At 71.6% G+C, this 25,853-nt stretch carries 24 protein-coding genes and 1 pseudogene; 18 read left to right on the forward strand and 7 right to left on the reverse strand.

Annotation, left to right across the window (positions count from 1 at the left end; all coding sequences use genetic code 11):
* Positions 1-128 precede the first annotated feature (128 nt).
* Both ABZ880_RS51865 and ABZ880_RS51870 read right to left on the reverse strand, forming a co-directional pair.
* Positions 129-513: pseudogene (locus ABZ880_RS51865) on the reverse strand (DUF4440 domain-containing protein).
* Between the two features lie 362 nt (positions 514-875).
* Entirely contained in the window at positions 876-1,067 is a 192-nt protein-coding gene (locus ABZ880_RS51870; protein WP_361278404.1) for a hypothetical protein, read from the reverse strand.
* 153 nt (positions 1,068-1,220) lie between these two features.
* On the opposite strand from ABZ880_RS51870, the gene ABZ880_RS51875 reads away from it, so the two are divergent.
* From ABZ880_RS51875 to ABZ880_RS51940, 14 genes are all read left to right on the forward strand, one after another.
* Positions 1,221-1,421, forward strand: a complete 201-nt coding sequence (locus ABZ880_RS51875) for a hypothetical protein (RefSeq protein WP_361278406.1) — start codon at positions 1,221-1,223, stop codon at positions 1,419-1,421.
* A gap of 125 nt (positions 1,422-1,546) precedes the next feature.
* Complete coding sequence (locus ABZ880_RS51880) at positions 1,547-1,936, forward strand: hypothetical protein (protein WP_361278408.1); 390 nt, start codon at positions 1,547-1,549, stop codon at positions 1,934-1,936.
* A 314-nt stretch (positions 1,937-2,250) separates the two neighbouring features.
* Positions 2,251-4,023: a fatty acyl-AMP ligase gene (locus tag ABZ880_RS51885; RefSeq protein WP_361278411.1), complete on the forward strand. Its 1,773-nt coding sequence runs from the start codon at positions 2,251-2,253 to the stop codon at positions 4,021-4,023.
* Positions 4,020-5,735, forward strand: coding sequence for an acyl-CoA dehydrogenase family protein (locus tag ABZ880_RS51890; protein ID WP_361278413.1), 1,716 nt, complete (start codon positions 4,020-4,022; stop codon positions 5,733-5,735). Before ABZ880_RS51885 ends, ABZ880_RS51890 begins: the two co-directional genes overlap by 4 nt.
* On the forward strand, positions 5,732-7,504 hold the full coding sequence (locus tag ABZ880_RS51895; RefSeq protein WP_361278415.1) for an acyl-CoA dehydrogenase: 1,773 nt from the start codon (positions 5,732-5,734) through the stop codon (positions 7,502-7,504). Before ABZ880_RS51890 ends, ABZ880_RS51895 begins: the two co-directional genes overlap by 4 nt.
* A 38-nt stretch (positions 7,505-7,542) precedes the next feature.
* A complete protein-coding gene (locus tag ABZ880_RS51900) occupies positions 7,543-7,845 on the forward strand; it encodes an acyl carrier protein (RefSeq protein WP_361278418.1) in 303 nt (100 codons plus the stop codon).
* Positions 7,845-8,777: a 3-oxoacyl-[acyl-carrier-protein] synthase III C-terminal domain-containing protein gene (locus ABZ880_RS51905; protein ID WP_361278420.1), complete on the forward strand. Its 933-nt coding sequence runs from the start codon at positions 7,845-7,847 to the stop codon at positions 8,775-8,777. Before ABZ880_RS51900 ends, ABZ880_RS51905 begins: the two co-directional genes overlap by 1 nt.
* 16 nt (positions 8,778-8,793) lie before the next feature.
* The gene (locus tag ABZ880_RS51910) at positions 8,794-10,191 is read left to right on the forward strand and encodes an ATP-grasp domain-containing protein (protein ID WP_361278423.1); all 1,398 of its coding nucleotides are present in this window, start codon (positions 8,794-8,796) and stop codon (positions 10,189-10,191) included.
* Positions 10,188-11,483 (forward strand): type III PLP-dependent enzyme, encoded by a 1,296-nt coding sequence (locus ABZ880_RS51915; RefSeq protein WP_361278426.1) that lies wholly within the window; start codon positions 10,188-10,190, stop codon positions 11,481-11,483. The genes ABZ880_RS51910 and ABZ880_RS51915 overlap by 4 nt, the downstream gene beginning before the upstream one ends.
* Before the next feature lie 38 nt (positions 11,484-11,521).
* Positions 11,522-11,818: an acyl carrier protein gene (locus tag ABZ880_RS51920; protein ID WP_361278429.1), complete on the forward strand. Its 297-nt coding sequence runs from the start codon at positions 11,522-11,524 to the stop codon at positions 11,816-11,818.
* 6 nt (positions 11,819-11,824) lie between these two features.
* The gene (locus ABZ880_RS51925) at positions 11,825-12,727 is read left to right on the forward strand and encodes a hypothetical protein (RefSeq protein WP_361278432.1); all 903 of its coding nucleotides are present in this window, start codon (positions 11,825-11,827) and stop codon (positions 12,725-12,727) included.
* On the forward strand, positions 12,724-13,371 hold the full coding sequence (locus ABZ880_RS51930; protein WP_361278434.1) for a hypothetical protein: 648 nt from the start codon (positions 12,724-12,726) through the stop codon (positions 13,369-13,371). Before ABZ880_RS51925 ends, ABZ880_RS51930 begins: the two co-directional genes overlap by 4 nt.
* Positions 13,368-14,528, forward strand: a complete 1,161-nt coding sequence (locus ABZ880_RS51935) for an acyl-CoA dehydrogenase family protein (protein ID WP_361278437.1) — start codon at positions 13,368-13,370, stop codon at positions 14,526-14,528. Before ABZ880_RS51930 ends, ABZ880_RS51935 begins: the two co-directional genes overlap by 4 nt.
* Complete coding sequence (locus tag ABZ880_RS51940; RefSeq protein WP_361278439.1) at positions 14,521-15,285, forward strand: 4'-phosphopantetheinyl transferase superfamily protein; 765 nt, start codon at positions 14,521-14,523, stop codon at positions 15,283-15,285. Before ABZ880_RS51935 ends, ABZ880_RS51940 begins: the two co-directional genes overlap by 8 nt.
* A gap of 62 nt (positions 15,286-15,347) precedes the next feature.
* On the opposite strand, the gene ABZ880_RS51945 is transcribed toward ABZ880_RS51940, so the two are convergent.
* The 3 genes from ABZ880_RS51945 to ABZ880_RS51955 form a co-directional block, all read right to left on the reverse strand.
* Complete coding sequence (locus ABZ880_RS51945) at positions 15,348-17,483, reverse strand: EAL domain-containing protein (RefSeq protein WP_361278442.1); 2,136 nt, start codon at positions 17,481-17,483, stop codon at positions 15,348-15,350.
* Positions 17,480-18,292: an SAM-dependent methyltransferase gene (locus ABZ880_RS51950; protein WP_361278445.1), complete on the reverse strand. Its 813-nt coding sequence runs from the start codon at positions 18,290-18,292 to the stop codon at positions 17,480-17,482. Before ABZ880_RS51950 ends, ABZ880_RS51945 begins: the two co-directional genes overlap by 4 nt.
* Positions 18,293-18,594: 302 nt before the next feature.
* Positions 18,595-19,554, reverse strand: a complete 960-nt coding sequence (locus ABZ880_RS51955; protein ID WP_361278448.1) for an SCO0930 family lipoprotein — start codon at positions 19,552-19,554, stop codon at positions 18,595-18,597.
* A 272-nt stretch (positions 19,555-19,826) separates the two neighbouring features.
* Between ABZ880_RS51955 and ABZ880_RS51960 the strand changes: the two genes are divergently transcribed.
* The 3 genes from ABZ880_RS51960 (at position 19,827) to ABZ880_RS51970 (ending at position 21,940) form a co-directional block, all read left to right on the forward strand.
* Positions 19,827-20,417, forward strand: coding sequence for a hypothetical protein (locus ABZ880_RS51960; RefSeq protein ID WP_361278450.1), 591 nt, complete (start codon positions 19,827-19,829; stop codon positions 20,415-20,417).
* Positions 20,418-20,433: 16 nt separating this feature from the next.
* Complete coding sequence (locus ABZ880_RS51965) at positions 20,434-21,198, forward strand: DUF4239 domain-containing protein (protein ID WP_361278452.1); 765 nt, start codon at positions 20,434-20,436, stop codon at positions 21,196-21,198.
* A 199-nt stretch (positions 21,199-21,397) separates the two neighbouring features.
* Positions 21,398-21,940 carry a hypothetical protein gene (locus ABZ880_RS51970; RefSeq protein WP_361278454.1) on the forward strand — a complete coding sequence of 181 codons (543 nt, stop codon included), beginning with the start codon at positions 21,398-21,400 and terminating at the stop codon, positions 21,938-21,940.
* Between the two features lie 135 nt (positions 21,941-22,075).
* On the opposite strand, the gene ABZ880_RS51975 is transcribed toward ABZ880_RS51970, so the two are convergent.
* A complete protein-coding gene (locus ABZ880_RS51975) occupies positions 22,076-22,570 on the reverse strand; it encodes a hypothetical protein (RefSeq protein WP_361278456.1) in 495 nt (164 codons plus the stop codon).
* A 330-nt stretch (positions 22,571-22,900) separates the two neighbouring features.
* Between ABZ880_RS51975 and ABZ880_RS51980 the strand changes: the two genes are divergently transcribed.
* Positions 22,901-23,569 (forward strand): class F sortase, encoded by a 669-nt coding sequence (locus ABZ880_RS51980; RefSeq protein WP_361278459.1) that lies wholly within the window; start codon positions 22,901-22,903, stop codon positions 23,567-23,569.
* Between the two features lie 27 nt (positions 23,570-23,596).
* Here ABZ880_RS51980 and helR read toward each other — a convergent pair whose 3' ends face one another.
* The gene (gene helR / locus ABZ880_RS51985) at positions 23,597-25,786 is read right to left on the reverse strand and encodes an RNA polymerase recycling motor ATPase HelR (protein ID WP_361278461.1); all 2,190 of its coding nucleotides are present in this window, start codon (positions 25,784-25,786) and stop codon (positions 23,597-23,599) included.
* Positions 25,787-25,853: the final 67 nt, after the last annotated feature.

Here is a 25,853-nt window from a genome sequence, read left to right on the forward strand (position 1 = left end):
CGGCGTTCGGTGCGTGCTCTCGGCGTGCCGGGCGGAAGCCCTCGTAGCGGAGCTACTAGGGCTTTTGACCGGTGCGGCGAGAGGGCGTGCCGAACGCCGCGACGCCGCGGAGATCCATCAGAAGAGCCCTAGGCCGTCCCCGGCGGCACGGGGGTGCCCTGGTGGTAGTACATGCGCCAGCCCGTCTCCTCGTCGCGCTTGCGCCACAGGGAGCTGCGGCGGGCCCGGCGACCGTCGAAGACGGTCTCGAAGGTGAGGTGCACCAGGCCGGGGGGCGAGCAGGACGCCGGTGATCTCCGACGGCCGATGGACCGGACCGTCCACGGAACTGCCGGGCTTGTCGGGCAGCCCGGCGACCGTCTCCTCGTACGTGTACCGCCGCCCGGAGGCACCGACCTCCACGAACTCGGGGTCGATCAGCCGGGCGCCTTCGGCGGAGGAGCGGACGGCGGGGTCCAGGAGGCGCAGCTCGCCCGCGATCGCCGCGTTCACGTCGTCGTTCTCGTGGTTCACGCGGGCATCCTTGCGCGTGAACCCGGTGCGTCGGCAAGCGAGTTGTGCCTTCACGAGACAGAGGCGCCGGCCCAGGTGTCGGTTCGACGGGCGTCTGCCTCACAGGTGCACGCCCGCCGCCCGTCCCGGTGGCGGCTGTGAGCACGAGTGCCGCCCACCACGGCAGCAGCGGGCCCGTGATCCACCCGTACGACTGCTGCGGCGGACAGCGGTTCGGACTTGCTGGGCTCCCGGGCGACGGGCGTGGCCCGCAGCGTTCGCGCGTGCGGGGGCGGGGTGGTGGGGGGCGCCAACTCGCCGAGCGTGGCGAGCCGGTGGCGTGCCTCTGTCGCCGAGGCCGGCCGGTGGCCGGGTTCCTTGGCTTACAGCGCGACAATCAACTCGCGCCAGCCGCCCGGCAGTTCGGGATGCAGCCAACTCGATGGCAGCGGCGGCTCGTTCATGTGCTTGAGCAGCACCAGGTGCCAGGCCGGCGCTTCCCACGGCCCATGCGGCGGAGGTGGTCCACCGGGACGGGCTCGATCGTAGGCCTCGCCCGGAACGCGGTCCGCCATTCGCGTTGATCGTATGGAGATGTGCCGAACTCCTCCGACAGACCTGGCCTGGGGCTGCGCACGCCGTGACACTGACAGCCGGCCGCGGCGGCCTGTCCGAGCGGCGCGCCGGCCGCCGAACCGCACTGGCCGATCGACGATCGAGGAGTTCAGATGCGCCTGCGCAAACGATCGGTCGCCACCGTGTTCGTGACCACCACGGCGCTTGTTGCTCTCGCTCCCCAGACCATGGCCGCCCCCATGCCTTGGGAGACCAGCAAGACGCCCGCGATCACCACCCACCACGCCACCTCCACCGCGGCCGGCGAGAACGGCGCGGTCACCGTGCTGTGCACCGGCGGCTGCCACCAGTAGGCGGCCGTCGCGCGGCCCTGATGGCCATGGGGCAACCGCAGTGTTCTCGACAACTGTCATGAAAGAAGAGGGGGTTGACGTTGCGTCCAGGCATCCGACGGACAGCGAAGAGAGCGACCGCGGTCGTGGCCACGCTCGTGGCTGCCGCGGGTTTGACTCTGACAGGCGCGCCCAGCGCGGCCGCCGCCGATCGCGCCTCGTTCGACCTCACGGTCGGCGCGACCTACTTCCGCGGCACGATCGACTTCTACAACCGGTCGGTCAGCGTCGACGGCGTGCTCCGAGGCCTGACCACCGGATGCCGCCGGGGAGCCGCATGGGCGAACGACGCCTCCGGCAAGGTCCTGGACCACAGGAGTACGAGCCTCGTGTGCAACGGTGCCGTTTCTCGACAGATCCCGCTCACGGCGGACGTGCCGGGTGGAGCCGCGATTGTCGAGGTCGACCTCCTTGACGCCGACGGCCACATCATCGCCTTCTGCTTCGCCGTCCGCGGAGACGAGTATTGCGAGTAGTCGCGGGAGGATCCACTACGCATCGAGCGCGAGGGGCCGCCGACGGTCAGGTCGGCAGCCCCGGCCGACTTGCCGAGGAGCACCGAAGAGGAACACCAAAACGGCCGTCTCATCGAACGATCCGAAACCTCCTGAGCCCCAACTGACCCACGCGTCTTGCCAATTACTCATCCGGCGGCGCCGAAATGACCTTTAGGGTGGGGCAATGGCCCGCCCCGTCCGCCACTCCAGCACCAGGATCGTTCTCGCTGGTCGGTGTGGAGGAGGGGTAACGCTCAGTTGCCAACCGTCCCGCCGATGGAGGCTGACACTGCATGCACGAGCACAAGACCTTCGTCGAACTCATGTGTGCACGGGCAGCCGAGCACGGTGACCGGACCGCCCTGATCTTCAGCGCGGACCCACTCCGCGCCGAGGCCGACGAGACCGTGACGTACGCGGAACTCGACCTGGCCGCCCGCCGGATCGCAGCGCTGTTGCAGGAACGGTTCACCGTCGGCGACCGCCTGCTCGTACTGCACCCCTCCGGGCCGGGGTTCGCGCAGTCCCTCCTGGGTTGCATGTACGCGGGCCTGGTCCCGGTGCCCGCGCCGCCGCCCGACGGCCATCAGCGGCGGCAGGCCGACCGGCTCGCCGCGATCGCCCGGGACGCCGGAGCGGCCGGTGCCCTGGCCGACGGCACGGACCTGGAAGCGCTCGCGTCCTGGGCCAAGGAGCAGGACCTCCGGGGCGTGACCGTGCTCGCACCCCACTCCGCCGCGGACGAACTGCCCGCGGCGAGCCGGTGGCGGCCGCCTCCGGCCGACCCGCACGCGCTGGCCTTCCTCCAGTACACCTCAGGGTCCACCGCCGACCCCAAGGGCGTCATGGTCGACCATGCCAACCTGCTGGCCAACGCCGAGATCCTCGCGGCGATCTCCGGTATGAGCGCCGACGGCCCGGTGGGCGGCTGGCTGCCGCTGTACCACGACTTCGGGCTGATCGGGCTGCTGCTCACGCCGCTCGTCCTGGGCGGCCGCAGCGTGCTGATGCCGCCGACGGCCTTCCTCAGGCGCCCGCACACATGGTTGACGCTGATCGACCGGCACGGCATCGACTTCTCTCCCGCGCCGAATTTCGCCTACGACCTGTGCGTCCAGCGGATCACCGACGAGGAGCTGGCCCGGCTGGACCTCTCGCACTGGCGGTGCGCGGTGAACGGCGCCGAGCCCGTCCAGGCCGCCACGGTCGAGGCGTTCACCCGGCGGTTCGCCGCTGCCGGGCTGCGCCCCGAGGCGATGCTCCCCGGCTACGGCATGGCCGAGACGACCCTGGTCGTCTCCGGCGACCGGCCTGCCCGCCGCGCCGTGATCACCGAGGTGGACGCCGCCGCGTTCGAGCGCGGCGAGCTGGTGCCCCCGTCCCCCGGCACGCCCGTGCACCGCATCGTCAGCAGCGGCCCCGCCGAGTACCTAGACGTCCGGATCGTCGACGCCGAGGCGGGTCGGACACTGCCGGACGGCCGGGTCGGCGAGATCTGGGTGCGCGGCCCGAACGTGGCCCGGGGCTACTGGGGACGGCCCGCGGAGACCCGGCGCGTCTTCGACGCCGTCACGCCCGACGGGGAGAGCGGCTTCCTGCGTACCGGGGATCTGGGGATCCTGCACGAGGGCGAGCTGTACGTCACGGGCCGCACCAAGGAGCTGATCATCGTCCGCGGCCGCAACCTCTACCCGCAGGACCTGGAGGCGGCGACGCGGGAGGCCCACCCGGCACTGGAAGGCGGCGTCGGTGCGGCCTTCTCGGTCCCGGTGCCCGAGGAGGAGGTCGTGGTCGTCCGCGAGTACCGGGCCCCCCGGGTCGCGCCGGACGAGCTGGCCCGCGTCGCCGCGAGTGTCCGCGACCGCCTCACCCGGGATGTCGGGGTGCCCGCCCACAACGTCGTACTCGTGCCACCCGGCACGGTGGCGCGAACCACCAGCGGCAAGATCCAGCGTCGGCTGCTGCGCCGGCGGTTTCTCGGCGGCGAGCTCCCGATCCTGCACGCGGAACTGTCGCCGGCCGTGCGCGCCCGGCTGGGCGACGCGGCAGGCGGTGACGCCGCGTGACGGTGACCGACATACCGATCGACACCGGACGGGTCGACCTCGCCGGCTTCGACCGGGCGCTCGGCGATCCCACCGACCCCGCGGCGCTCCTCTCCTTCGCCCGCAGCGCCCAGCTGGACCGCGGCGAGCGGTTCCCCGCCGACATCTGCCGGGAGCTCGACCGGATGGGGCTGCCGCGCCTGTACGTCCCCGCCGAGTTCGGCGGGGCGCTGACCCGTTACGACGAGCTCGTCGCGGCGCTGCGGGCGGTGGCGCGCCGCGACCTGACGGTCGCGATCGGGCACGGCAAGACGTTCCTCGGCGGCGTGTGCATGTGGCTGGCGGGCCGTCCGGAGCAGGCGCGCGAGCTCGGCGCCGACATCATCGCCGGGGCGCCGGTGTCGTGGGGCCTGACCGAGCGCGGCCACGGCAGTGACCTGCTCGCCGGCGAGACGACCGCCACCCCGGAGCCCGGCGGCTTCCGCGTGCACGGCGAGAAATGGCTGATCAACAACGCCACCCGCGGCACGCTGCTCTGCCTTCTCGTGCGCACCCGGCCGGAGGGCGGGCCGCGCGGCTTCAGCCTGCTGCTGGCCGACAAACGGCGACTCCCGGCGGACCGCTGGCGGCCGTTGCCCAAGGTGCCCACGCACGGCATCCGGGGCGCCGACATCAGCGGGATCGCACTGGACGACTGCCCGTTCCCGGCCGATGCGCTGATCGGCGAGCAGGGCGCCGGCCTGGAGATCGTGCTCAAGGCGTTGCAGCTCACCCGGACCGCCTGTACCGCCCTGTCCCTCGGCGCCGCCGACCAGGCGGTGCGGCTGGCCGAGGAGTTCGCCGCGCAACGCGAGCTCTACGGCCGTCGGCTGATCGAGTTGCCGCACGTACGCCGCGTACTCGGAGAGGCGTACGCGGCGCTCTACGCCGCCGAGATCGTGAGCGTGCTGGCGGCCCGCAGCGTGCACACACTGCCGGAGGAGATGGCCGTCATCTCCGCGGTGGCCAAGTCGTACGTCCCGACCCGCGTCGACGAACTGATCGCCGCCTGCGGCGAGTTGCTGGGCGCCCGCGCGTTCCTGACCGAGGTCCACGAGCACGGCGCGTTCCAGAAGCTGGAGCGCGACCACCGGGTGGTCGGCATCTTCGACGGGAGCACCTTCGTCAACCAGCACGTCCTGATCAACCACTTCCCGGTGCTGGTCCGCGGGCATCAGGCGGGCACCGCCGACGAGGAGGCCGTACGCCGCGCCGCCGACCTGTCGGCCCCGCCGCCCCCGGCCCGGCTCGACCGGCTGAGCCTGCTGTCGCGCGGCGGATGCAGCTTCACACAGAGCCTGCACACCGCGAGCGGTGAACTGCGTGCGCTGGCCTCCGCGGGAGAGGCGCCCGCACGCGTGGCCGAGCTCGCCGAGGAGCTCGCCCACAGCTGCGACCGCCTCCACCGCGAGCTGGCACTGAGCCCGCCCGCCGCCCAGGACGTACCGCCGGAGGCCTTCGCGTTGGCGCGCCGCTACGAGCAGTGCTTCGCGGGCGCGGCCGCCCTGCGGGTGTGGCTGCACAACCGCACGCCCGGCACGGACCCGCTGTGGCTGGAGGCGGTCCTCACCCACGTGCTGCAGTCGCTGCGCCCGCCGGGACGACCGACCGACGGCGAGGTGTTCGACCGGCTCTTCGACGCCCGTGCGGCCGGCCGCCCCGCCGCCCCTCCGGCCTCGGTGGTCACATCGTGATCGACAAGAACGGGTCGCGCGACGCCCCCGCTGGATCCGCGCGGCCGGACCACGACCCTGCGGCCGCCTCCGTCGAAGACCTTGAACGCCGGTTCGGCGACCCCTGGGATCCGGGCAATCCGACCGGCCACGCCGCGGTGCTGGCGGCCGACGAGGCCGGCGAGATGCTCGCCGCGGGCGAACGGCTGCTGGACGGCTACGGGTTGAACGCCGAGTTCGTCCCACCCGAGCTGGGCGGGCGGCTGACCCGGCTCGACCACCTCATCGAGGTGATGCGGGCGGTCTTCCGGCACGACCCCTGCCTGGGCCTCGGATACGGAGCCGGCAGCCTCATCCCGGCGGTCAACGTCTGGGCCGCGGGCGACGCGCGGCAGCGCCGGAGAATGGCCGAGGTGCTGCTGGCGGGCGGCCGGGCCGTCTCCGGCTACCACGAGCTGGCGCACGGCAACGACTTCGCGCGGGCCGAGTTCTCGGCGCTGCCGGGCGACGACGGGCGGCTACGGCTCAACGGGCGCAAGGAAGTGATCGCCAATGCCCGGCGCGCCGAGGCCATGGTGCTCTTCGCGCGCACGTCGGCCGCTCCGGGCAGCCGGAGCCACTCGCAGCTGTTCGTGGAGAAGGCGGACCTGCCCGCGGGCGCGCCGGTCCATCTGCCGCGCTTCCACAGCGCGGGGATGCGCGGAATCCAGCTCGGCGGGCTGGAGTTCCGGGACTGCCCGATCCCGGCGGACGCGGTGCTGGGGGCGCCCGGACTCGGCATGGAGACGGCGCTGCGCTCCTTCCAGGTCACCCGCACCGCGCTGCCGGCGATGACCGCGGGCATCCTGGAGACCGGCCTCGAGGTCACCGCCCGGTTCGCGGACGAACGCGTCCTGTACGGGCGGTCGCTGGCCGGCCTGCCGCACATCCGCTCGATCCTCGCCGACGCCTACACCGACCTGCTGATCTGCGAGTGCCTGGCCACCGTGACCGCCCGCTCGGTGCATCTGCTCCCTGGCGAGAGCAGCCTGTACGCCTCGGCCGCCAAGTACTTCGTGGCCACCCTCCTCATGGACGCCATGGACGCGCTGTCGCGGGTGCTGGGCGCCCAGTTCTACATCCGCGACGGCGGATACGGGATCTTCCAGAAGCACCTGCGCGACCTGGCGCCGGCGGGCTTCGGCCACACCGCGCGCGTGGCCTGCCTCAGCACGGTGCTGCCGCAGCTCCCGCGCCTGGCCCGCAAGGGGTGGCTGGACGACGCCCAGCCGCCCGCCGGAGTGTTCCACCTCGGCGCGGACCTGCCGCCGCTGCCCTTCGAGCGGCTGTCGGTCAGCTCGGGCGGGCGGGACAGCCTCAGCGCCTCGCTGTCGGCGGCCCTCGGCTCCCCTGAACTGGACGGCGAGCTGCGCCGCTCGGCTCTCGTCATCGCGGCCGAACAGGCCGACCTCCGCCGCGAATGCGCCGCACTGGCCCCCGGGGACCTCACCGTCGCCGCCCGGCCCGAGGCGCTGCGGCTGGCAGCGCGGTACGCCGCCGTGCTCGCGGCGACCGCCTGCGTGAACATCTGGCTCCACAACCGGGAGCGGCCCGACGCGTTCCTCAGCGATCCTCACTGGGCCGTCGCGGCGCTGGGCCGGATCGCCGAACGGGTGGGCCGCGAGCCCGGGCAGCGGCCCCGCCACGTCACCGAACGGCTGTCGGCGGAGGTCCTTTCCCGGCACCGCGACCGCCGCGGGTTCGGCCTGTCGAACCGGCGCCTGCCCGGTTGGCGCCGCCACCGTCGATGACAAGGAGAGCCACCGCCGTTGATGACAAGGAGAATGCGATGAACAGCCCCGAATCGGCCCCGTCGGACACCTCGGCCCCGTCGGACACCGATCTGCGGACTTGGCTGCGCGCACGGGTCGCCCACTACGTGCAACTCGACGTCGCCGACATCGACACCACCGTCGCGCTGACGACGTACGGTCTCGACTCGGTCTACGCGCTGGTCCTCTGCGGCGACATCGAGGACCACCTCGGGCTGGCCCTGGAGCCGACCGTGGCCTGGGACCACCCGACGATCGACGCCCTGGCTCGGCACGTGAAGGAGACGCTCGCCCAGGCATCCCCCTCCGGAGAGAGCTGATGACGTCGCTGGAGGAGGTGGCGGCCCACCTGCCGTCGCAGCGGATACCCATCGAGGAGCTGAGCGGCGAACTGGGCCTCAGCGCCGCGGAGATGAAGGTGTACCGGCGCTACCACGGCCTGGCCGAGGTCCGCCGCGAGCCCGGCGGCACGCTCACCGATCTGCTGCTGGCCGCCGCGGGCAAGCTCGACGCGCTGCGCGGCAGAGAGGAGCGGGTGCGGTACGTGGTCCAGGCGCGGACCATGCCGATCGTCGTCCCCCATCCGGTCAACCCCGTGCACGAGGTGCGGGACACGCTCGGGCTCGCGCACGCCACGGCGTTCGCGGTGACCCACCATGCCTGCGCCTCGGGGCTGCTGGCGGTGGACCTGGCCGGCAAGCTGCTGGCGAGCGACGGTGATCCGGACGCGCTGGCGCTGGTCCTCACCGGGGAGAAGACCTTCACCCGGGCCGCACAGATGGTGCCGGGTACGGCCATCAACGGCGAGGGCGCGGCCGCGGTGCTCGTCGGGACCCACGACGACCGGGACCGGATGCTGAGCTACGCCGCCCGCACCCACGGCCGTTTCTACGACTGCCTGTCGCTGACCCACGAGCTGTCGGTCGAGTACCAGCGGATCTACATCGAGGCGCTGGCCGAGGTCATGCTGGCGGCGGTCAGGAACGCGGGGCTGGGACTGGACGACCTCGCCATGATCTTCCCCCACAACGTGAGCCGGCTGTCGTGGACGAGGCTCGCCAAGCATCTCGGGCTCCCGCTGGAGCGCTTCTTCCTGGACAACGTGCCGATCACCGGACACTGCTTCTCCGCGGATCCGTTCATCAACTACCGGACCGCCCTCGATCTCGGCCGGCTGCGCCCGGGGGACCGCTATCTGCTCGCCACGGTCGGGCTCGGCTCGACCTTCTCGGCGATGCTCTTCGAGCACTGAAAGGGGCATCGGCGAGATGACCGGGAACTTCACCGGCCGCCTGAAGGCGGCCCTGACCGGGACCTCCGACGCGGAGCTGGTGTTCCTCGGCAACTTCGAGGTCGAGGACCAGTGGGCCCGCGGCGAGATGGGGCTGCCGAGGCTGACGTTCGGTTCGGGCAACGTCATCGTCAACCGGATGGACGAGTTCGCGCTGCTGCTCGCGGGCAAGGGCGACCACGTCGTACTCAAGGGCGAACCCGACGCCGACTACCTGGGCCATCTCGAGGAACTCGGTCTCGACCTGCCGAGGATGCTCGTGATGGAGCGCCAGGACCCGGGCAGCACGGTCACCCAGGACGCGCTGGAGGACCGGGCGGTGCTGCGCGAGCTGGGCAGGCTCGGTGCTCGCGGTGGCGTCGTCTGCGCGCACGGGGTCTCGGAGCTGGAGGAGCGGCTGGCCGAACGGGCCGGGATCCCGCTGGCCGCGCCGTCGGCGGCGGTCTGCAAGGCGGTCAACAGCAAGATCTACAGCCGGCGGCTCGCCGCCGGGCTGGGCATCCGGCAGTCCCGCGGCTGGACCTGCGCGAGCCTGGCCGAGCTCGACGCGGCGGTCGAGGCCGCCCGCGCGCTGCTCGCCGACGGCCGCCGGGTCGTCCTCAAGGACGCCTTCGGCGTCTCGGGCAAGGGCATCGAGGTGGTCGCGGAGGAACGCCGCCTGGACCGGCTGCACCGCATGATCGGCAGCCGGGCGCGGAAGGCCGAGGACGACCGGGTCGGCCTGGTGGTGGAGGAGTGGGTGGCCAAGCGCGCCGACCTCAACTACCAGTTCACCGTCGGCCGGGACGGCAGCGTGCACTTCGACTTCGTCAAGGAGGCCCTGACCGAGGGCGGCGTGCACCTGGGCCACCGGATCCCGGCACGGCTCACAGAGCGGCAGAGGGCCGAACTGGCGGAGGTCTCCCAGGTGTTGGGCGGAAGGCTGGCCGACGACGGCTACTTCGGGGTCGTCGGCGTCGACGCGATGGTCGATCCCGACGGGGGCCTCTACCCGCTCGTCGAGATCAACGCGCGCCACAACATGTCCACGTACCAGGCATCGATCCAGGAGACCTTCATCGGGTCCGGGAGCACGGCGCTGGTCCGCAGATACCCCCTGCGGCTCGGCGCGCCGCTGCCGTTCGGCACGCTCCAACGCGCCCTGGCGGACCTGCTGTTCGACCCGGCCCGGGGCACCGGGCTGCTGATCAACAACTACGCCACCGTCAACGCGGCCGCGTCGCCCGGAGAACGGGCCCCGGGGGCGGAGTTCGACGGGCGCCTGCACGGGGTCGTCGTCGCCGACTCGGCGGACCGGACGGCGGCACTGGACGACGAGGTCGGCCGCAGGCTGGCCGCCGTCGCGGAGCGCACCAGAGGGAAGGGACGAGAATGACACGTGAGTTCCAGGTGCAGGGCGTACCGGTGTCCGAGCTGGCCGAGCGGTACGGCACCCCGTTGTTCGTCTATGACGGGTCCGTGCTGCGGGACCAGTTCCACGGGCTGCGCGACCGGCTGCACCCGGCCATGGAGATCTTCTACTCGCTCAAGGCCAACCCGAACATCTCGGTCTGCGCGCTGCTGCACTCGTTCGGCGCGCGGGCCGAGGTCTCGTCACTGGTGGAACTGACGACCGCACTCCGGGCCGGAGTGCCACCGCAGCAGGTGATCTTCCTCGGCCCGGGCAAGAGCCGGCAGGAACTGGCCGTCTGCCTGGACACCGGGATCCACGCCGTCGTCTGCGAGTCCCTTCCCGAGGTGGCCCTGGTGGACGAGCTGGCCCGGGAGCGGGGCGTGCGGGCGCCGGTCGCGCTGCGCGTCAACCCGCGCTTCGCCGTCAAGCGCTCCGGGCTGGCGATGGGCGGCAAGCCGCGCCAGTTCGGCATCGACGAGGAGGAGTTGTTCGCCCGGACCGACCTGGTGAAACGGTTCCCCGATGTCGACGTGATGGGGGTGCAGGTGTACATGGGCACCCGCATTCTCAGTGAGAACGTCATCATCGAGAACACCACCCGCATCCTCGACCTGGCCGAGCGGCTGTCGGCCGCGTTGCACCTCGACCTGCGGATGGTGGATGTGGGCGGCGGTCTGGGCGTCGCCTACTTCGACGGCGAGAGGGACCTGGACGTCAAGGTGCTGACCGACGGGCTCAACCCCGTCATCGAGGACTTCACGGCCCGCCACCCCCGCACCAGGTTGATCATGGAGCTGGGCCGCTACCTCACCGCCGAGGCCGGCACCTATGTGATGGGCGTCCGCTACACCAAGACCTCGATGGGCGAGCGCTTCGCGGTCGCCGACGGCGGCACCCACCACCACATGGCGGCCGTGGGCATCGGCTCGTTCGTCAAACGCAACTTCCCGATGTCAGTGCTCAACCGGCTCGACGAGCCGCCGACCGAAGAGTGGAACATCACCGGGCCGCTCTGCACCCCGAACGACACGATCGGCAAGAAGGTCCCACTGCCGCCGGTGCGGCCCGGCGACCTGATCGGCGTGCACCGTTCCGGGGCCTACGGCCCGACCGCCTCGCCGGGGCTGTTCCTCAGCCATGGCTACCCGGCCGAGGTGCTGGTCCACGAGGGGCGCTGCCACCTCGTCCGGGAACGGGACACTCCCGACGACCTCCTGCAGCGGCAGCGACTCTACGACCCGACCGCGCACGACGCGGCCGACGTCTCCCCCTGACCTCCTCCCCCAGGAACACGACACACGAGAGGTGAACGATGGAGCACACCGCACCGGACTCAGACACCGCCGACCTGTACGACCGGGCCGTCGCCACGATCGCCGACTCGCTCGCCAAGGCGATGCAGATAGACGCCGCCACCATCGGTGAGAACAGCCGGCTGTTCGACGAGCTCGGCCTGGACTCCACGACCGTGCTCGGACTGCTGATGACGATCGAGGAGGAGCTCGGGATGGAGTTCGACACCGACGATCTCGAGCAGCACCACTTCGAGACCGTGGGGACGCTGGCCGCGCTCGTCCGGGAGCAGGCCGACGAGCAGGCCGGGGCCTGACCGCCGATGTACCTCACGACGTCCCCCGGCCCGGTCGGCGCACCGGCGCCTGCCCGGCGGGCGCCGCTGCGCCTGTCGCGTCTGGTCAGCCGGACCTTCTCCGGTGGCAGGCCCTTCCTGCCCGATCCGCTGGAGCCGAGCCTGGGCCGACTGCAGGCCGACCTCGTGCGCCCGTACCCGGTGGAGTTCCGCCCGGAGCTTCTGGAGCGGGGCGAGCGCAACACCTTCATCGAGATGACCCAACAACTCCTCGCCGACCTGCCCCCGCTGGAGGAACCCCTGGATCTGGTGCTGGTGGCCCACACCGCCCCGGACGCCGATCCACGCCGCTCCACGTCCTGTCATCTCGCCGATGTGCTGCCCGGCGACCCACTGGCCTTCAACCTCTCCGACCAGGGAACCGCCGCCGGGTTCACGGCCCTGCGTCTGGTCTCGGAGTACGCCGCCGCCGACGCCTTCCGGCACGCCCTGGTCGTCCTGCTCGATCAGCGGACCTTCCTGTACGACACCGCGGGGGCACATGACGTGCCGCAGCAGGACTGCGCGGTGGCGCTGCTCCTCGGCCCCGAGGGCCGCGCCGGCGAACCGGTGACGCGGCAACTCGCCGACGTCGCGCCGGACGAGGTCCGCACCACGCTCGACGCGATGCTCAACGAGCCGGACGGCGGCGGTGCTTGCCGGCCCGTCACGCTCGTCACCGGTCAGGGCCTGGACGCCGAACGGTTCGGGCCGGGCATCGACGTACGGCCCGCGCCGCCGGGCCGACCGTGCACCGGCCCCTGGTCGGCCCTGGCCGACCTGCTCCCCGAGGTCGCGGAGGACGGGCCCCGCCGGCTGGTCGTAGCCGAATACGACAGCACGCTGCGCTACCTGTGCATGACCACATTGGATCTCGAGGAGGGGACATGACCGGCCGCACGGCCGCCGCCGACGAGTGGATCCGGTACCGGCGGACCGCCCGCCACGACGGCCTCGTCCCGGCGCTGTCCCTGCTGTGCGAGACCGTCTGCGACGGCGCACCGCCCCGCGGGCCGGGCGGGCACGTGGTGGCGCCCGCCGACCTCGCTGGTGCCGGGGACGTCCTGGCGACCATGACGGTGGAGGACGCCACCATCGTCGCGTTGCGGAGCCGCGCCGAACCACCCAGCGGATCCGATTGCCCTTGGGCGGCATGGGCGTTGGGCGTGACCTGCCTGCGCTTCGGCCTCTCCGAGCGGCTGCTCGACGCCGTCCTCGCCCATCTCGGCGGCCGTACCGTCGGCGACGCGAAGCTGCTCCACCAGCAGATGGTCAAGGGCGGCGTCGCGGACGCGGTGATCGAGCAGTTGGAGATCGCGACCATGCTGGACGGCGCCACACCGGGCGACCTCGACGACCGCGTCCTGGCCGGCCTGAACGCCCAGATCACCGAGACCGACCGGATGCTGCTGCGGCTGCTCGGCGCCGTCAGCTTCCTGGCGGACGGGCCGGGCCAGGTCGCCCGGGTGTCCGAGCTGATCGCCGACGTCTACTTCGGCCCGGCCCGCGCCGGAGAGCACGAGGGAGCGGCATGATCGAGCTGGACGACAGGACGCTGGCCATCCGGCGCCAGGCCCGGGCATGGGCACAGGAACTCAAGCCCCTCGCCCTGGAACTCGACCAGGACCCGGACGCCATCCACCGCCATCTGGACGTGGCGATCGTGTCGTACCTGACGAGGATGACGGTGCCGCCCGAGTTCAACCCCGACCCGCTGGTCATCGACGGGCATCGCTTCTACGGCACCGGAACCCTGGAACGGGTCGTCTTCGCCGAGGAGGCGGCGGCCGGCGACGCCGGCATGCTGCTGGCGTCACCGGGGCCGGTGATGTCGGGCGTGCTGGTCGATGCGATGGGCGACGAACAGCAGAAGAAGTGGTTCTACAGCCGGGTCATGGAGAAGCCCACGTGGACCTTCTTCGCGCTGACCGAGCCGGACCGCGGCTCGGACGCGGGGGCGATGAGCACCGCACTCGTCCCGGACGGCGACGACCACTTCGTGCTCCGGGGGGCCAAGCGCTACATCGGCAATGCGGCCCGCGCCGACCTGGGCATCGTCTTCGCCCGCACCCGTCCGGGACCGCTCGGGGTGATCGCGGTCCTCATCGAGACCTCGGCCGCAGGATTCACCGCCGAGCCGTTGGAGACCATCGGGCTGCGCGGCCTGCGCATCACCGCCGTCACCCTCGACGACGTGCGTGTGCCGGCCGGCCAGGTGCTGGGCAGGCATCTGCGGGCCACCCAACGGGGCATGTGGAGCGCGGTGCAGGGGCTGAACCGCCTGCGCCCCGGCGTCGCCGCGTTCGGTCTGGGCATCGCGCGGGCCGCGTACGAGTACGTCCTGGACCACCGGCGCACCCTGAGCGCGACCGAGCGTCACCAACTCGACCGTCTCGCCCTCCGCCTGACGGAACTCCGGCAGCTCATCTGGCGGTCGGCGATCGCCGTGGACGACAACGAGCCGGCGGCCGGCTACCTGGCGTCGGCGGCGAAGGCACGCGCGTCGCGCCTCGCCGAGGAGGCGACGCTCGAAGCGCTCGGCTACTTCGGCCCCGGCGCCCGCCTGGACCACCCCCTGCTGGACAAGCTCGCCCGGGACGCCCGTGGTGTGGAGTTCATGGAGGGAACCGGCAACATCCAGAAGCTCAACCTGTTCACCGGCCTGGTCCAGGGAAGCCTCCGCCGTGATTGACGCCGACCTCGTCGTCGGCGGCGAGCCACTGCCCACCAACGTCGCCGGGGTGGTGGGGACAGACGACTCCGACACGGACGGGCCTCGGGTGGACGTGTGGACGGTGCCGCTGGACGGGCCGCCGGCCGCGGTGGCGACGCTGTCCCGGATTCTGTCGGAGCGTGAGGCCGAGCGCGCCGGCCGCTGTCGTTTCGAGACCGACCGCAGGCGTTTCATCATCGCCCATGGAGCAGTGCGGCTGATTCTGGCCGGCTGCCTCGATGTTCCTCCCGAGGAACTGCGCCTGCAGCGAGGACCTCAAGGCAAGCCACGGCTCGCGGGCGGCTCCGAGCTGCGGTTCAACCTTTCCCACTCCGGTGAGCTCGGTCTGGTGGCGGTGACCCGGCACGCCGAGGTCGGGGTCGATGTGGACCGGCTGCGGCCGGGCCTGCCGGTCGAGCCGTTCGCCGAGCGCTTCTTCCCCGCGTCCGAGGCCCGTTTCGTGGCTGCGCCCGCCGACCCCACGGAACGCGCCGAACGTTTCCTGCGCCTGTGGACCCGCAAGGAGGCCGTGGTCAAGGCCGCCGGCGCACGCCTCACCCAGGGCCTGGCCCTGACGGTGCTCACCGACGCCGTCCGCGATCCGTCCGGCCGGATCCCGGGCGCCTGGTCGGTACGCGATCTGCCGGTACCGGACGGCTATCGGGCGGCGCTGGCCGTCGCGGGGCCGGCGGCCCCCCGGATCTCGGTCAGGCATGCGGAGCTGGGGAGCGCGTAAGTGCGACCACGCCTCGCCCATGCCGCCGGAGCCGACCCGGTCGGCCAGTCGGCAGCCGTACGTCAGCCCGTGGCGTCCACCAGCGCCAGTTCGTGCAGTCGGTCCGGTGGGCCCGGGCGGGCGTAGTACCAGCCCTGGGCCGTGTCGCAGCCCAGTATGCGCAACTGCTCGGCCTGGGCGCCGGTTTCGACGCCCTCGACCGTGACCGCGAGGTCCAGGCTGTGGGCAAGCGAAACGATCCCCTCGACGATCTTGAGGTCGACGGGGTCGGCGGGGAACTGCTGCATGCTCTGGGTGAAGGAGCGGTCCAGTTTGAGGATGCTCACCGGCAGGCGGCGCAGGTTGGCGAGGTTGGAGTAGCCGGTGCCGAAGTCGTCGAGGGCGATGTCGACGCCCATCTCGGCGAGGCGGCGCAGGGGCTTCAACAGGTCGTCGTCGGCGCCGATCAGTGCCGACTCGGTGACCTCCAGGCAGAGCGCGTCCGGTGCGACGCCCGCGCGCTCCAGGATGTCGACGGTGTCCTGGACCAGGCCGGGGTGGGTGAGCTGGCAGGGCGAGAGGTTGACGTTGATGCGCAGGGGGCCCGCCTCGTCGTACCGCTCTCGCCACTCGCGGGCCTGGCGGACGGACTGCTCCAGCACCCAGCGGCCCAACGGGACGATCAGGCCCGTGTGTTCGGCGAGCGGGATGAAGCGGTCCGGGCCGAGGACACCGTGCTGCGGGTGCAGCCAGCGCACCAGGGCCTCGGCGCCGCGCACGCTGCCGTCGCCGAGGTGGACCAGCGGCTGGTACTCGATGAAGAACTCGCCCCGGTCCAGGGCCGTCGGCAGTGCGGTGGTGAGGCCGTGCCGGGTGATGGCGCGGGCGTCGGCCTCCTCGTCGGCGAGCTCGAAGCGGTTGCCGCCCGCGGACTTGGCCCGGTACATGGTGATGTCGGCGCTGCGCAGCACCTCCGCCGGGCTGCGCTCCCCCGCCGGTCCCTCGACGATGCCGATGCTGCCGCGCACGGTGAGTTCGCGGCCGTCGATGCTGACCGGGGTGACCAGCGCGTTCATGATGCGACCGGCGAGCTCGTCGACCTCGCGCTCGGTGTCGGGGCCGGTGGTCAGCGCCACGAACTCGTCGCCGCCGAGCCGGGCGACCATCTCGCCGGGCGCGGTCGCGCACGCCTGCAGCCGGTCGGCGACCTCGACGAGCATCCGGTCGCCGGCCGCGTGGCCGAGGCTGTCGTTGACGGTCTTGAAGCCGTCCAGGTCGAGGTAGCACAGGCCGAACCGCTGGCCCTGTCCGGCACCCAGCGCCTTCTCCAGGCGCTCGAAGAAGAAGGTGCGGTTGGGCAGGCCGGTGAGCGCGTCGTGCGTCGCCTCGTAGCGCAGCCGGAGGTTGAGCAGGCGGCGCTCGGTGGTGTCCTCCATGAGGGCGAGCTGGTACTGCGGGTTGCCGTCCGCGTCGCGCAGCAGGGAGACGGTGAGGTTGGTCCACAGGACCGTTCCGTCAGGCCGGTAGAACGCCTTCTCGAGGTGGTAGTGCTCGCGCTCGCCGCGGACGAGTTCGTCGTAGAGGGTCCAGGTCTGCGGGGCGTCCTCGGGGTGGGTCCAGTCCTTGACGTTGCGGGCCTGGAAGTTGGTCTCCTGGAGGCCGAACATGCGCTGCAGCGCGCCGTTGACCTGAAGGATGTTGCCCTGCAGGTCGGCGATGCCGATTCCTATGGCCGCGCCCTCGAAGACGGCGCGGAAGCGGGCCTCGGTCGCGTGCAGCGCCTGCGCCACCACGCCCTGCGCCTTGAGGGCGGCCGCGGAGATCGCCTCCTGCTCGGCCAGCGTCCGCTCGCGCAGCGCCTGCGCGAACCCGGCGGCCATGACGTGCTGCAGCCGCCCGGAACGCGCCCGCAACTCCTCGCGGTCGCCGCCCTCGCCGCAGTAGAGCACCAGATAGGCGTCGACGCAGTCCAGGGTGCGGCTGAGCGCCTCGGGGTCGGTGCAGTGCGCGCCGACGAGCGCGGCACCGACGGCCCGGCCCTCGTCCGCATCGAGCGTCCTGGCGTGCAGCGCCTCGCTCAACCGCCGGGCCAGCGGCAGGAGTTCCTCCTCGAACTCCGGCCGGGTCAGCGACGTGGAGGTCACCGGGAACACGGCCCGGCTCCAGATCGTCGCGAACCTGCGCAGTCTGTCCTCCGGCTCGTCCGGCTCCGCGATCACGCCGTACGCCCCACGCCGGCGAACCCCGAGAAGGCGTACGGATCCTCGTCGTCCGGAGCCGTCTCCGGCCGCCAGTGAGGCATCGGCACCAGTCCCGGTTCCACCATGTCGTACCCCTCGAAGAACCGCGCGATCTCCTCGCGCGAGCGCATGATCAGCGGGTTGCGAATGTCCTTGTACACGTCCACCGTGCCCACGGCCCGCTCCTGCGGGAGCGGGATTCCCTCGTACGAGGCATGGGTGAGGATCAGCAGGCTGCCGGGCGCGAGCGCTTCGCGCAGCCGGGCCACCGCCTCGTACGGGTCGTCCTCGTCTTCCACGAAGTGCAGTATGGCAACGAGAAGCAGCCCCACTGGCCGGTTCAGGTCGATCAGTCGCTCCACTTCGGCGCTGGCGAGGATCTCCTGGGGCTTGCGGAGGTCGGCGGCGACGACCGCCGCGTCCTCGTTGCCGTCCAGGACCGCCTGGCTGTGCGCGACCGCGACCGGGTCGTGGTCGACGTAGACGACGTGCGCGCCGGGGCTCGCCGCCTGGGCCACCTCGTGGACGTTGCCGAAGGTCGGGATGCCCGAACCGATGTCCAGGAACTGGGTGATGCCCTCGCCGACCGCGTACCGCACCGCGCGCCGCATGAACGCCCGGTTCGCCTGCATGATCTTCGGCAGTCCCGGCATGAACTCCATGGCTTTGCGGGCCGCGTCCCGGTCGACCTCGAAGTTGTGCGAACCGCCCAGGTAGTAGTCGTAGATCCGCGAGACGCTCGGCACCGAGATGTCGATGCTCCGGGGGGCCCAGGCGGGACGCTCCATCTATCTCTCCAAGGCGTAGGCGATCCGGTGTTCGAGCTGAGGCTACTGATCGCCCGCCAACGGGGCGAGCCGAAACGGAAATTGACCGTCCGTTCCCGGTCACTGCCAACGGCACGTGCCGCATTCGCCCGCTACTGCGCCTTTCCGGGGCTGTGACATCAGCGACTCCGCCGGGGGACCCCGGACCCTCGGCGACAAAACGGCAGAACGACAAAAGGGGTCCGCCCCCTCCGTGCGGTGCGGAGGGGGCGGACTTGGGCCGGGCGCGCTGTCCGGTGGGATCAACCCTGGGGAGGTGACGCTCACTTCTTCGGCGCGCCGACCGGCTTTCCGTCGGGCGACATGGCGTACCAGGTACCGCCCACGCCCTGACCGTTGGTGTCTCCGGGCTTGGTGTCACCGGAGAAGGTGTACGCCGGCCAGCAGTCGACGGTCATCTGCTTGACGCCGTCGGGCCGGGTGAAGCCCATCAGGCCCTTCTTCTCGATGCCCTTGGTGTCGTCCGCCTTCACCGGGGCGACCGCCGGCCACTTCTCCAGGCAGGAGCCGGTGCAGTTGGAGATCGGGTCGGGCCAGGCCACGTCCTTGAGGAAGCGGTAGACCGTCATGCCGTTCTTGTCCACGACGATCTTGCCGAGCTTGGGGTCGTTGCGCACCGACAGGCCGGGCAGGCTCGCAAGGGTGGCCTTCTTGCCGTCGGGGGCCAGCGCGTACCACTTGCCGCCCACGCCCTGACCGGTGACGTCCCCGGCCTTGGTGTCCTTCGCATAGCGGTACGCCGGCCAGCCGCCGATGGTCAGCTGCTTGGTGCCGTCGGCCCGGGTGACCTCGCCGAGCAGGGCCTTGTCGATACCGGCACCGGCGGTGGCATCGTCCGCGGCAACAACGGGCCAGGCCTTGGCGCAGTCGCCGTCGCAGTTGGACTTGGGCGGCTCGGCGGTGTCCTCGTCGAAGCGGTACAGGGTCATGCCGTTGCCGTCGGTCAGCACCTTGCCGAGCTCGGCGTTCTGGGTCACGGCGAGCTTGCCCGCGGCCGAGGACTGGGCCCCGGAGTTCTGACCGTCGGCGCCGTAACCGTTGCTGGGGCTGGCACTGGCACTCGTACCGGCGCCCACGCTGCCGTAGTCGCCGGCCGCGGCAGTGGCGCCCACGTTCTGGCTGCCCACTCCCGAGGTGCTGCTTTCCTGACCGCACGCCGTCGTCAGGGCCAGCAAAGCCGCGGCGCCTGCCACGAGTGAGGCGCTCCGCCAGGACGTGTTCATCGTCAACTCCCCATAATCGCAAAGGTGTTGCAGCGCCCTGCTGCGTCGCCGCACGAGCATGGGTACGCATGAGACCTGCGGTTGTGTTCAACCGCCTCACAAATTTCTTTCCGGAACCTGTGCCACCGGTGCGCCTTCTCGCACATGCGTGCGCATCTACCACCGTGCGGGCGCACGCGGATCAAACCGCCGTACGCCCCCCATCCCCCGTTCGGGCCAATCCCGGCGGTGCCCCGGCGCGGCCCGGCGCACCAGGCCTCATGATCTTCGTCGTGCATGGACCCGAACCGACCCAAACCGCCTTCGCCGCAAGGGTGTTGGCGCTGGTGACGCTGACCTGGCTCCTGGTGGGGGCACCGGCCGGCACGGCGACGGCCGACGCCTGCGCATACGCCTCGGCCGGCCCCGACGGCACCGAGGCGGTGGCGGTCGCCGGACCCCCCGGCTGGCCGATCCCGCCGGTGTGCCAGACACCCACGCCGACGCCGACCCCCACGCCGCCCGCGCCGAAGCCCGCACCGTCTCCGACACCGACCCCAACACCGAAGCCCACACCCACGCCCACGCCGAAACCCGAGCCGCCGCGCCCACCCGCCCCGCGGCCCGCGGCACCCCGCCCGAGCCCGACTCCCCCGCCCGCGCCGACCCCCACGCCGACTCCGACGCCCGCCCCGACCGCGACACCCGCCCTGAAGCCGCCGGTCAAGCCCGCCCCCGGTCCGTCCGCGAGCCCGGTGAGCTATCCGGCATACCGGGCGCCGGTAACCCAACGGCCGACGGGCGGCGGTCCGTCGCCGGTCACCTATGTCCTGCTCATCACGGCGCCCGCCGTGATCGCCGTCGCCGCGCTGCGCCCGCGATGATTCCTGGAGGCACCTCTTGCCGGAATGGCTTGTTCTCACCCTCGCGATGCTGGCCGCCTGCGCCGTGGTCGTCGTCATCACCGTCGTACGGCACCGCGCCGCGCCGCACGACGAGGACACCAGCGAGACCCCGGACGTCATCGAGTACATGACGATGTGGATCGGCGTGGTATACGCGATCGTCCTGGGTCTGGCCATCGCCGGGGTGTGGGAGGGCCGCAGCGCCGCCCAGGACCACGTACAGGCGGAGGCCGTGGCGCTGCACGAGATCTCCGAGCGGGTGCGGGTCTATCCGACGGACGCCCGTGACCGCATTCGGGACGACGTCAACGCCTATGTCGGACACGTCGTACACACCGAGTGGAAGACCATGACCAACGACGGCCATCTCACGGCGCGCGGCGACGAGCTCTTCGACCGGATCCGCCAGGACGTCACCGACTACCAGCCCAGGACGGACTTCGAGGCCCAGGCCTACCAGCCGCTCCTCGACCAGGTCGCCGCGGCGGCTGAGGCCCGCAGCGCCCGGGCCGACTCGATGGGGGCGACCATGCCCGGCGTGGTGTGGTTCGGGCTGCTGTCCGGCGCCATCGTCACCATCGGCATGGTCTTCGCGCTGCAGATCCGGCGCACCATGCGCGAACTGGTCCTCGCCGGGCTGTTCTCCGCCCTGATCGCCTTCCTGCTCTTCCTGATCTGGGACTTCGACGCGCCCTACACCCGGGGCATCACGGCCTCGGCCTCGCCCTTCCTGAACTTGTTCCCGCACATCCAGGTCTGACGGGCCCTCACCCCGACGGGCCACCGAGAGGACGCGCGCCGCGCCGTCGACGTCCCCTGGGTGGCCCACACGGTTGCCCCATTCGCACTACTGCAATCGCGCAGACGCATGCATGTTCCTAGCGTTTCGTTCATCGAGGTGCATTTCTGCCCCAAGCGGAACAGGTCCGCAGCTGCTCCTCGGGACGGAAGGAACCGCCATGCGTGCGATACGCCTCGCTTCGGCCGCACTGCTGGGCATCAGCGCCCTCGCCTTCTCCCCACCGGCCGCCGTCGCGTACGGCGACGGCCACAACATCACGCCGTTCGGTTTCAGCGTCGTCCCCTCGACCGTCACTGCCGGCGGCCAGGTCACCCTGCAGGTCAACCGGGACCACAACTGCCGGGGGCCGGTGACGGTCACCTCGCCGGTGTTCGACACGGCCACCATCCGGCCGGGACACTCCGCGGCGATGCGAACGGTCGACTGGGACGCCAAGCGGGGCGCGGTCTACAGGGTGACGTTCACCTGTGACGGCGTGAGCGGCTCGACGGATCTGACCATCGCCGGCGGCGGCCGCCCGGACCACCACCGCCCCACACCGCTGCCGTTCAACCCGAACCGCGGGGTGCACGCCGGTGCCGGCGGCAGCATCGCCGGATTCGACCTGAAGGAGATCGGGATGGGCGCGGCGCTGATCGCCGGCTCGGTCGGGGCGGCGTACCACTTCTCGCGCCGCCGCAGCGGCGAGGACGGCGCCTGACGTACGGCGCCCGGCCTTCGCCCCGGATCCTCCTCGGAGGATCCGGGGCGAAGGTCTTCGACGTGCGGTCCGCCGCCCGAAGGGGACGTGCGACATGCTCTCGGAAAGGGTCTGAAGCCGGAAGAAGCGGAAGGGTCAGATCCGCTTCTCCGACCTCCGCCGCATCCAGAACACTCCGCCGCCGATGAGGGCCGCGGCCACGAGTCCGCCGCCGATGGCCATGTCGGTCGGCGTCGCTCCGCTGGAACTGCTGCCGCCGAGACCGCCCTGGACGCCGCCGATGACGGTGAAGGCGGCCGGGTTCGTCAGGCTCTTGCCGCTGCAGTTGACGGTGATGCTGTGCGAACCGTTCCTGGCGTTCCGGTTGACCGTCGCGGTGCCCTTCGCCGTCTGGGTGCCCGTGACCGGGGTCAGCGGCGTGGGCGCGAACGCGTCCGAGGTGGCGGTGCCGCCCATCGGGCAGCCGTCGACGGTGATGGTCAGCTGCCCGCCGCGGGCGATGACGCTGGGCAGGGCGACGATGTTGCTGGGGTTGACGTTGATGCCGTCCCGCGCGACGGCCGCCGGTGCGGCGAGGGCGAGGGTGGCGACCGCGGCGGCAGAGACCGCCAGGGCGCGATGAGTTCTCATGTGATCCTCCGCGGAAGACGCCCCGGGGCCCTTCCCCGGTCTGTCGGCGAGAAAGCGCCTCCCAGAAAGACCCTCAGTTGCCCTGCACGCGCCCGCATTTCGGCGATGGTCCGTCCTGGTGAGAGGACACGCCGGGCAACAACCTCACAATCGGATATCGCCGCAGGTCACGCACCGTAGGAAATTTCCTGCCCGCGGCAACTCGGATGGCGCACCAAAGAAGCGCGGGCCACCCGTTCGCATCCGCCCCGTCGCCGGTTTCATCAGCGGCAATTAGCGTTCTTGTATGCGCGTATGACGGGGCGACGGCCGCGTCGAGAGGGGAAACGAATGTCTGCGTCCGATTTCGCCGAACTGGCCGAAGAGGAGGAGCGGCGCAAGAAGCGTGCTCCTTGGGGCGTGATAGCGCTTGTTCTGCTCACCGGCCTCGCGCTCATTCGGAACGGCTCGGGGGAGTTCGACGTGGGCCCGCCGCAGCCCGCCTCCGTGGCGGCGGCGGACGGCCGGGTCCCCGGCGGCACCTTCGCCAACGTCCAGCCGCTGCCGTACGCCCTGCCCGACCGGGTCAGGATCCCCTCGATCCGGGTCGACGCACCGGTCCTGCCGGTCGGTCTGGACTCGGACGGCTGGGTCGGGGCGCCGCCGCCGGAGGACCCGAACCTGGCCGGCTGGTTCACCGGCGCCGTCTCCCCCGGCGAGAAGGGCACCGCGGTCGTGGTCGGCCACGTCGACAACAAACAGGGCCCTGCGGTGTTCTACGCACTGGGGGCCCTGAAGAAGGGAAATCGCGTCGAGGTCGCACGCAAGGACGGAAAGACGGCCGTTTTCGAGGTCTACGGCATCGAGGTCTTCGAGAAGAAGAACTTCCCCGGCGACCGCGTCTACGCCTCCAAGGGGACCCCGGAATTGCGCATCATCACGTGCGGCGGCGGTTTCTCCAAGCAGCACGGCTACGACGGGAATGTCGTCGTGTTCGCCCGCCTGGTCGAGGGCCGCTGAGCGGCCCCCGACCGGGCGGGAGCGATATCAGGAGCTGGTGAGGACGACGAGTTGCCGGGTCGCCCGGGTCATCGCGACATAGTGGTCGACCGCTCCCTCGATGCCCTCGCCGAACCTTTCCGGGTCGACGAGGACGACCAGGTCGAACTCGAGCCCCTTCGACAGTTCCGGAGTCAGGGACCGGACCCGGGACGTCGTAGGGAAAGCGGGGTCGCCGATGACGCAGGCGATCCCGTCCGGGTGGGCGGCGAGCCAGGTGTCGACGATCGGGTCCAACTCCGAGACGGATTCGTGCACGACGGGGACGCCGCCGCTGCGGATGGAGGTCGGCACGTTGGCGTCCGGGAGTGCGGCCCGGATGACCGGCTCGGCCTCCGCCATGATCTCTTCCGGCGTGCGGTAGTTGATGCTCAGGGAGGCCAGGTCGATCCGGTCGAGGCCGATCCGCTCCAGCCGTTCCCGCCACGACTCGGTGAACCCGTGCCTGGCCTGGGCGCGGTCCCCGACGATGGTGAAGCTGCGGGACGGGCAGCGCGCGAGCAGCATCTGCCACTCCGCGTCGGTGAGTTCCTGGGCCTCGTCCACGACGATGTGCGCGAACGGGCCGGCCAGCAAGTCCGGGTCCGTGGTGAGCAGTTCGGACTCGTCGACCAGGCTGACCTTGGCGTCCTCCCCGCGCAACATCCTCACCAGGCCTTCGCCCTCGTCTCCGTCGGCGCCGGAGTCGGCCGCGGCGTCGATCAGGTTGTCGACGACCTGCGCCATGCGCTCACGCTGGGCGGCGAGGACGGCCTCGTGCCGGCGCTTGCGCCGGGCCGCCTCCGGGTCGCCGAGCCGCTGCCGTGCCGCGTCCAGCAGCGGCAGGTCGGACACCGTCCAGGCCTGGGGCTCCGCGCGCTGCAGCAGCCGCACCTCGTCGCGGCCGAGCCAGGGCGCGCACATCCGCAGGTAGGCGGGCACCGACCACAGGTCGCCGACCAGGTCGGCCGCCTCGAGCAGCGGCCAGGCGCGGTTGAAGGCGGTGGACAGCTCCCTGTTCTGCGTCAGCGACCTGCGCAGCAGCTCGGGCGAGACGTCGCCGTCCTGCGCCGAGGCCTGGTCGTCGTGCTTGTCGACCAGGATCGTCAGCAGCTCCTCCCAGACCTGGTCGCGCGCCTCGTTGTGCGGAGTGCCGGGCTCGGCCGCCTCGAAGGCCACGGCCCAGTCGGCGGCGCTCAGCCGGATGTCGGACCAGTGGGTCGTGACCGTCATCCCCTTGGCGGGCGGCTCCTCGTAGAACCGGACGGCCTTCTCGATCGCCTTCACCAGATCCGCGGACGACTTGAGCCGGGCCACCTCCGGATCACTTGCCACGGCCGCTGCGGCCCCCTCGGTGACGAGGTCGCGCAGGATGCAGGTCTGCACACCCTCCTCCCCCAGGCTGGGCAGGACGTCGGAGACGTAGGCCAGGTAGGGCCGGTGCGGGCCCACGAACAGCACGCCGCCGCGGCGGTGACCCAGGCGCGGGTCGGAGTGGAGCAGGTAGGCCGAGCGGTGCAGGGCGACCACGGTCTTGCCGGTGCCCGGGCCGCCGTCGACGACGAGGGCGCCGCGGGATCCGGCGCGGATGATGGCGTCCTGGTCGGCCTGGATGGTGCCGAGCACGTCGCGCATCCGGGGCGACCGGTCGGTGCCCAGGCTGGCGATGAACGCGGACTGGTCGTCGAGCGCGGCACGCCGTTCGAGGCCGTCCGGGGTGAAGACCTCGTCCCAGTAGTCGCTGATCCGGCCGCCGCTCCAGCGGTATCTGCGGCGGCTCGTCAGGCCCATCGGGTTGCCGTGGGTGGCTCCGAAGAACGGCTCGGCCGCGGGCGATCGCCAGTCGACCAGCAGCCGGCGGCCCGTGCTGTCGGTGAGACCGAGCCGTCCGACGTACACCGGTTCCGAGCCGTCCGTGCCGACCATGCGGCCGAGACACAGGTCCAGACCGAAGCGGCGCAGCGTGCGCAGCCGGGCGGTCAGCCGGTGGATTTCCACGTCCCGGTCCATCGCCTGCCGGCCCAGCCCGCCGGGTGCCCGGCGCGCGGCGTCGAGACTGTCGGACACCTCGGCGATCGACTGCTCGAGGCACTCCGCGAGGGCCTCGAAGTACCGCTCGTCGTCGGCGATCAGCGCCGGGTCGGCCTTGGCGGAGAGGCGGTCGGGAAGGTCGAACGCGCTGGTGGTCAGGGAATTCACTGCGATTGACTCCGATCTGAGGTCGCGTACGACCGTTGCGCGCGGCAAGGCGGGTGGGCCGGCGGCG

Origin of the sequence: Streptomyces sp. NPDC047043, assembly GCF_040644055.1 — a bacterium.
Classification (GTDB): Bacteria; Actinomycetota; Actinomycetes; order Streptomycetales; family Streptomycetaceae; genus Streptomyces.

Excerpts from the sequence above, each read along its gene's own strand:
- ABZ880_RS51980 (WP_361278459.1), top strand. The coding sequence starts at position 22,901 with ATGTCTGCGTCCGATTTCGCCGAACTGGCCGAAGAGGAGGAGCGGCGC.
- ABZ880_RS51910 (WP_361278423.1), top strand. The coding sequence starts at position 8,794 with ATGACCGGGAACTTCACCGGCCGCCTGAAGGCGGCCCTGACCGGGACC.
- ABZ880_RS51920 (WP_361278429.1), top strand. The coding sequence starts at position 11,522 with ATGGAGCACACCGCACCGGACTCAGACACCGCCGACCTGTACGACCGG.
- ABZ880_RS51925 (WP_361278432.1), top strand. The coding sequence starts at position 11,825 with ATGTACCTCACGACGTCCCCCGGCCCGGTCGGCGCACCGGCGCCTGCC.
- ABZ880_RS51970 (WP_361278454.1), top strand. The coding sequence starts at position 21,398 with ATGCGTGCGATACGCCTCGCTTCGGCCGCACTGCTGGGCATCAGCGCC.
- ABZ880_RS51885 (WP_361278411.1), top strand. The coding sequence starts at position 2,251 with ATGCACGAGCACAAGACCTTCGTCGAACTCATGTGTGCACGGGCAGCC.
- ABZ880_RS51975 (WP_361278456.1), bottom strand. The coding sequence starts at position 22,570 with ATGAGAACTCATCGCGCCCTGGCGGTCTCTGCCGCCGCGGTCGCCACC.
- ABZ880_RS51915 (WP_361278426.1), top strand. The coding sequence starts at position 10,188 with ATGACACGTGAGTTCCAGGTGCAGGGCGTACCGGTGTCCGAGCTGGCC.
- ABZ880_RS51875 (WP_361278406.1), top strand. The coding sequence starts at position 1,221 with ATGCGCCTGCGCAAACGATCGGTCGCCACCGTGTTCGTGACCACCACG.
- ABZ880_RS51950 (WP_361278445.1), bottom strand. The coding sequence starts at position 18,292 with ATGGAGCGTCCCGCCTGGGCCCCCCGGAGCATCGACATCTCGGTGCCG.
- ABZ880_RS51935 (WP_361278437.1), top strand. The coding sequence starts at position 13,368 with ATGATCGAGCTGGACGACAGGACGCTGGCCATCCGGCGCCAGGCCCGG.
- ABZ880_RS51930 (WP_361278434.1), top strand. The coding sequence starts at position 12,724 with ATGACCGGCCGCACGGCCGCCGCCGACGAGTGGATCCGGTACCGGCGG.
- ABZ880_RS51905 (WP_361278420.1), top strand. The coding sequence starts at position 7,845 with ATGACGTCGCTGGAGGAGGTGGCGGCCCACCTGCCGTCGCAGCGGATA.
- ABZ880_RS51900 (WP_361278418.1), top strand. The coding sequence starts at position 7,543 with ATGAACAGCCCCGAATCGGCCCCGTCGGACACCTCGGCCCCGTCGGAC.
- ABZ880_RS51955 (WP_361278448.1), bottom strand. The coding sequence starts at position 19,554 with ATGAACACGTCCTGGCGGAGCGCCTCACTCGTGGCAGGCGCCGCGGCT.
- ABZ880_RS51870 (WP_361278404.1), bottom strand. The coding sequence starts at position 1,067 with ATGGCGGACCGCGTTCCGGGCGAGGCCTACGATCGAGCCCGTCCCGGT.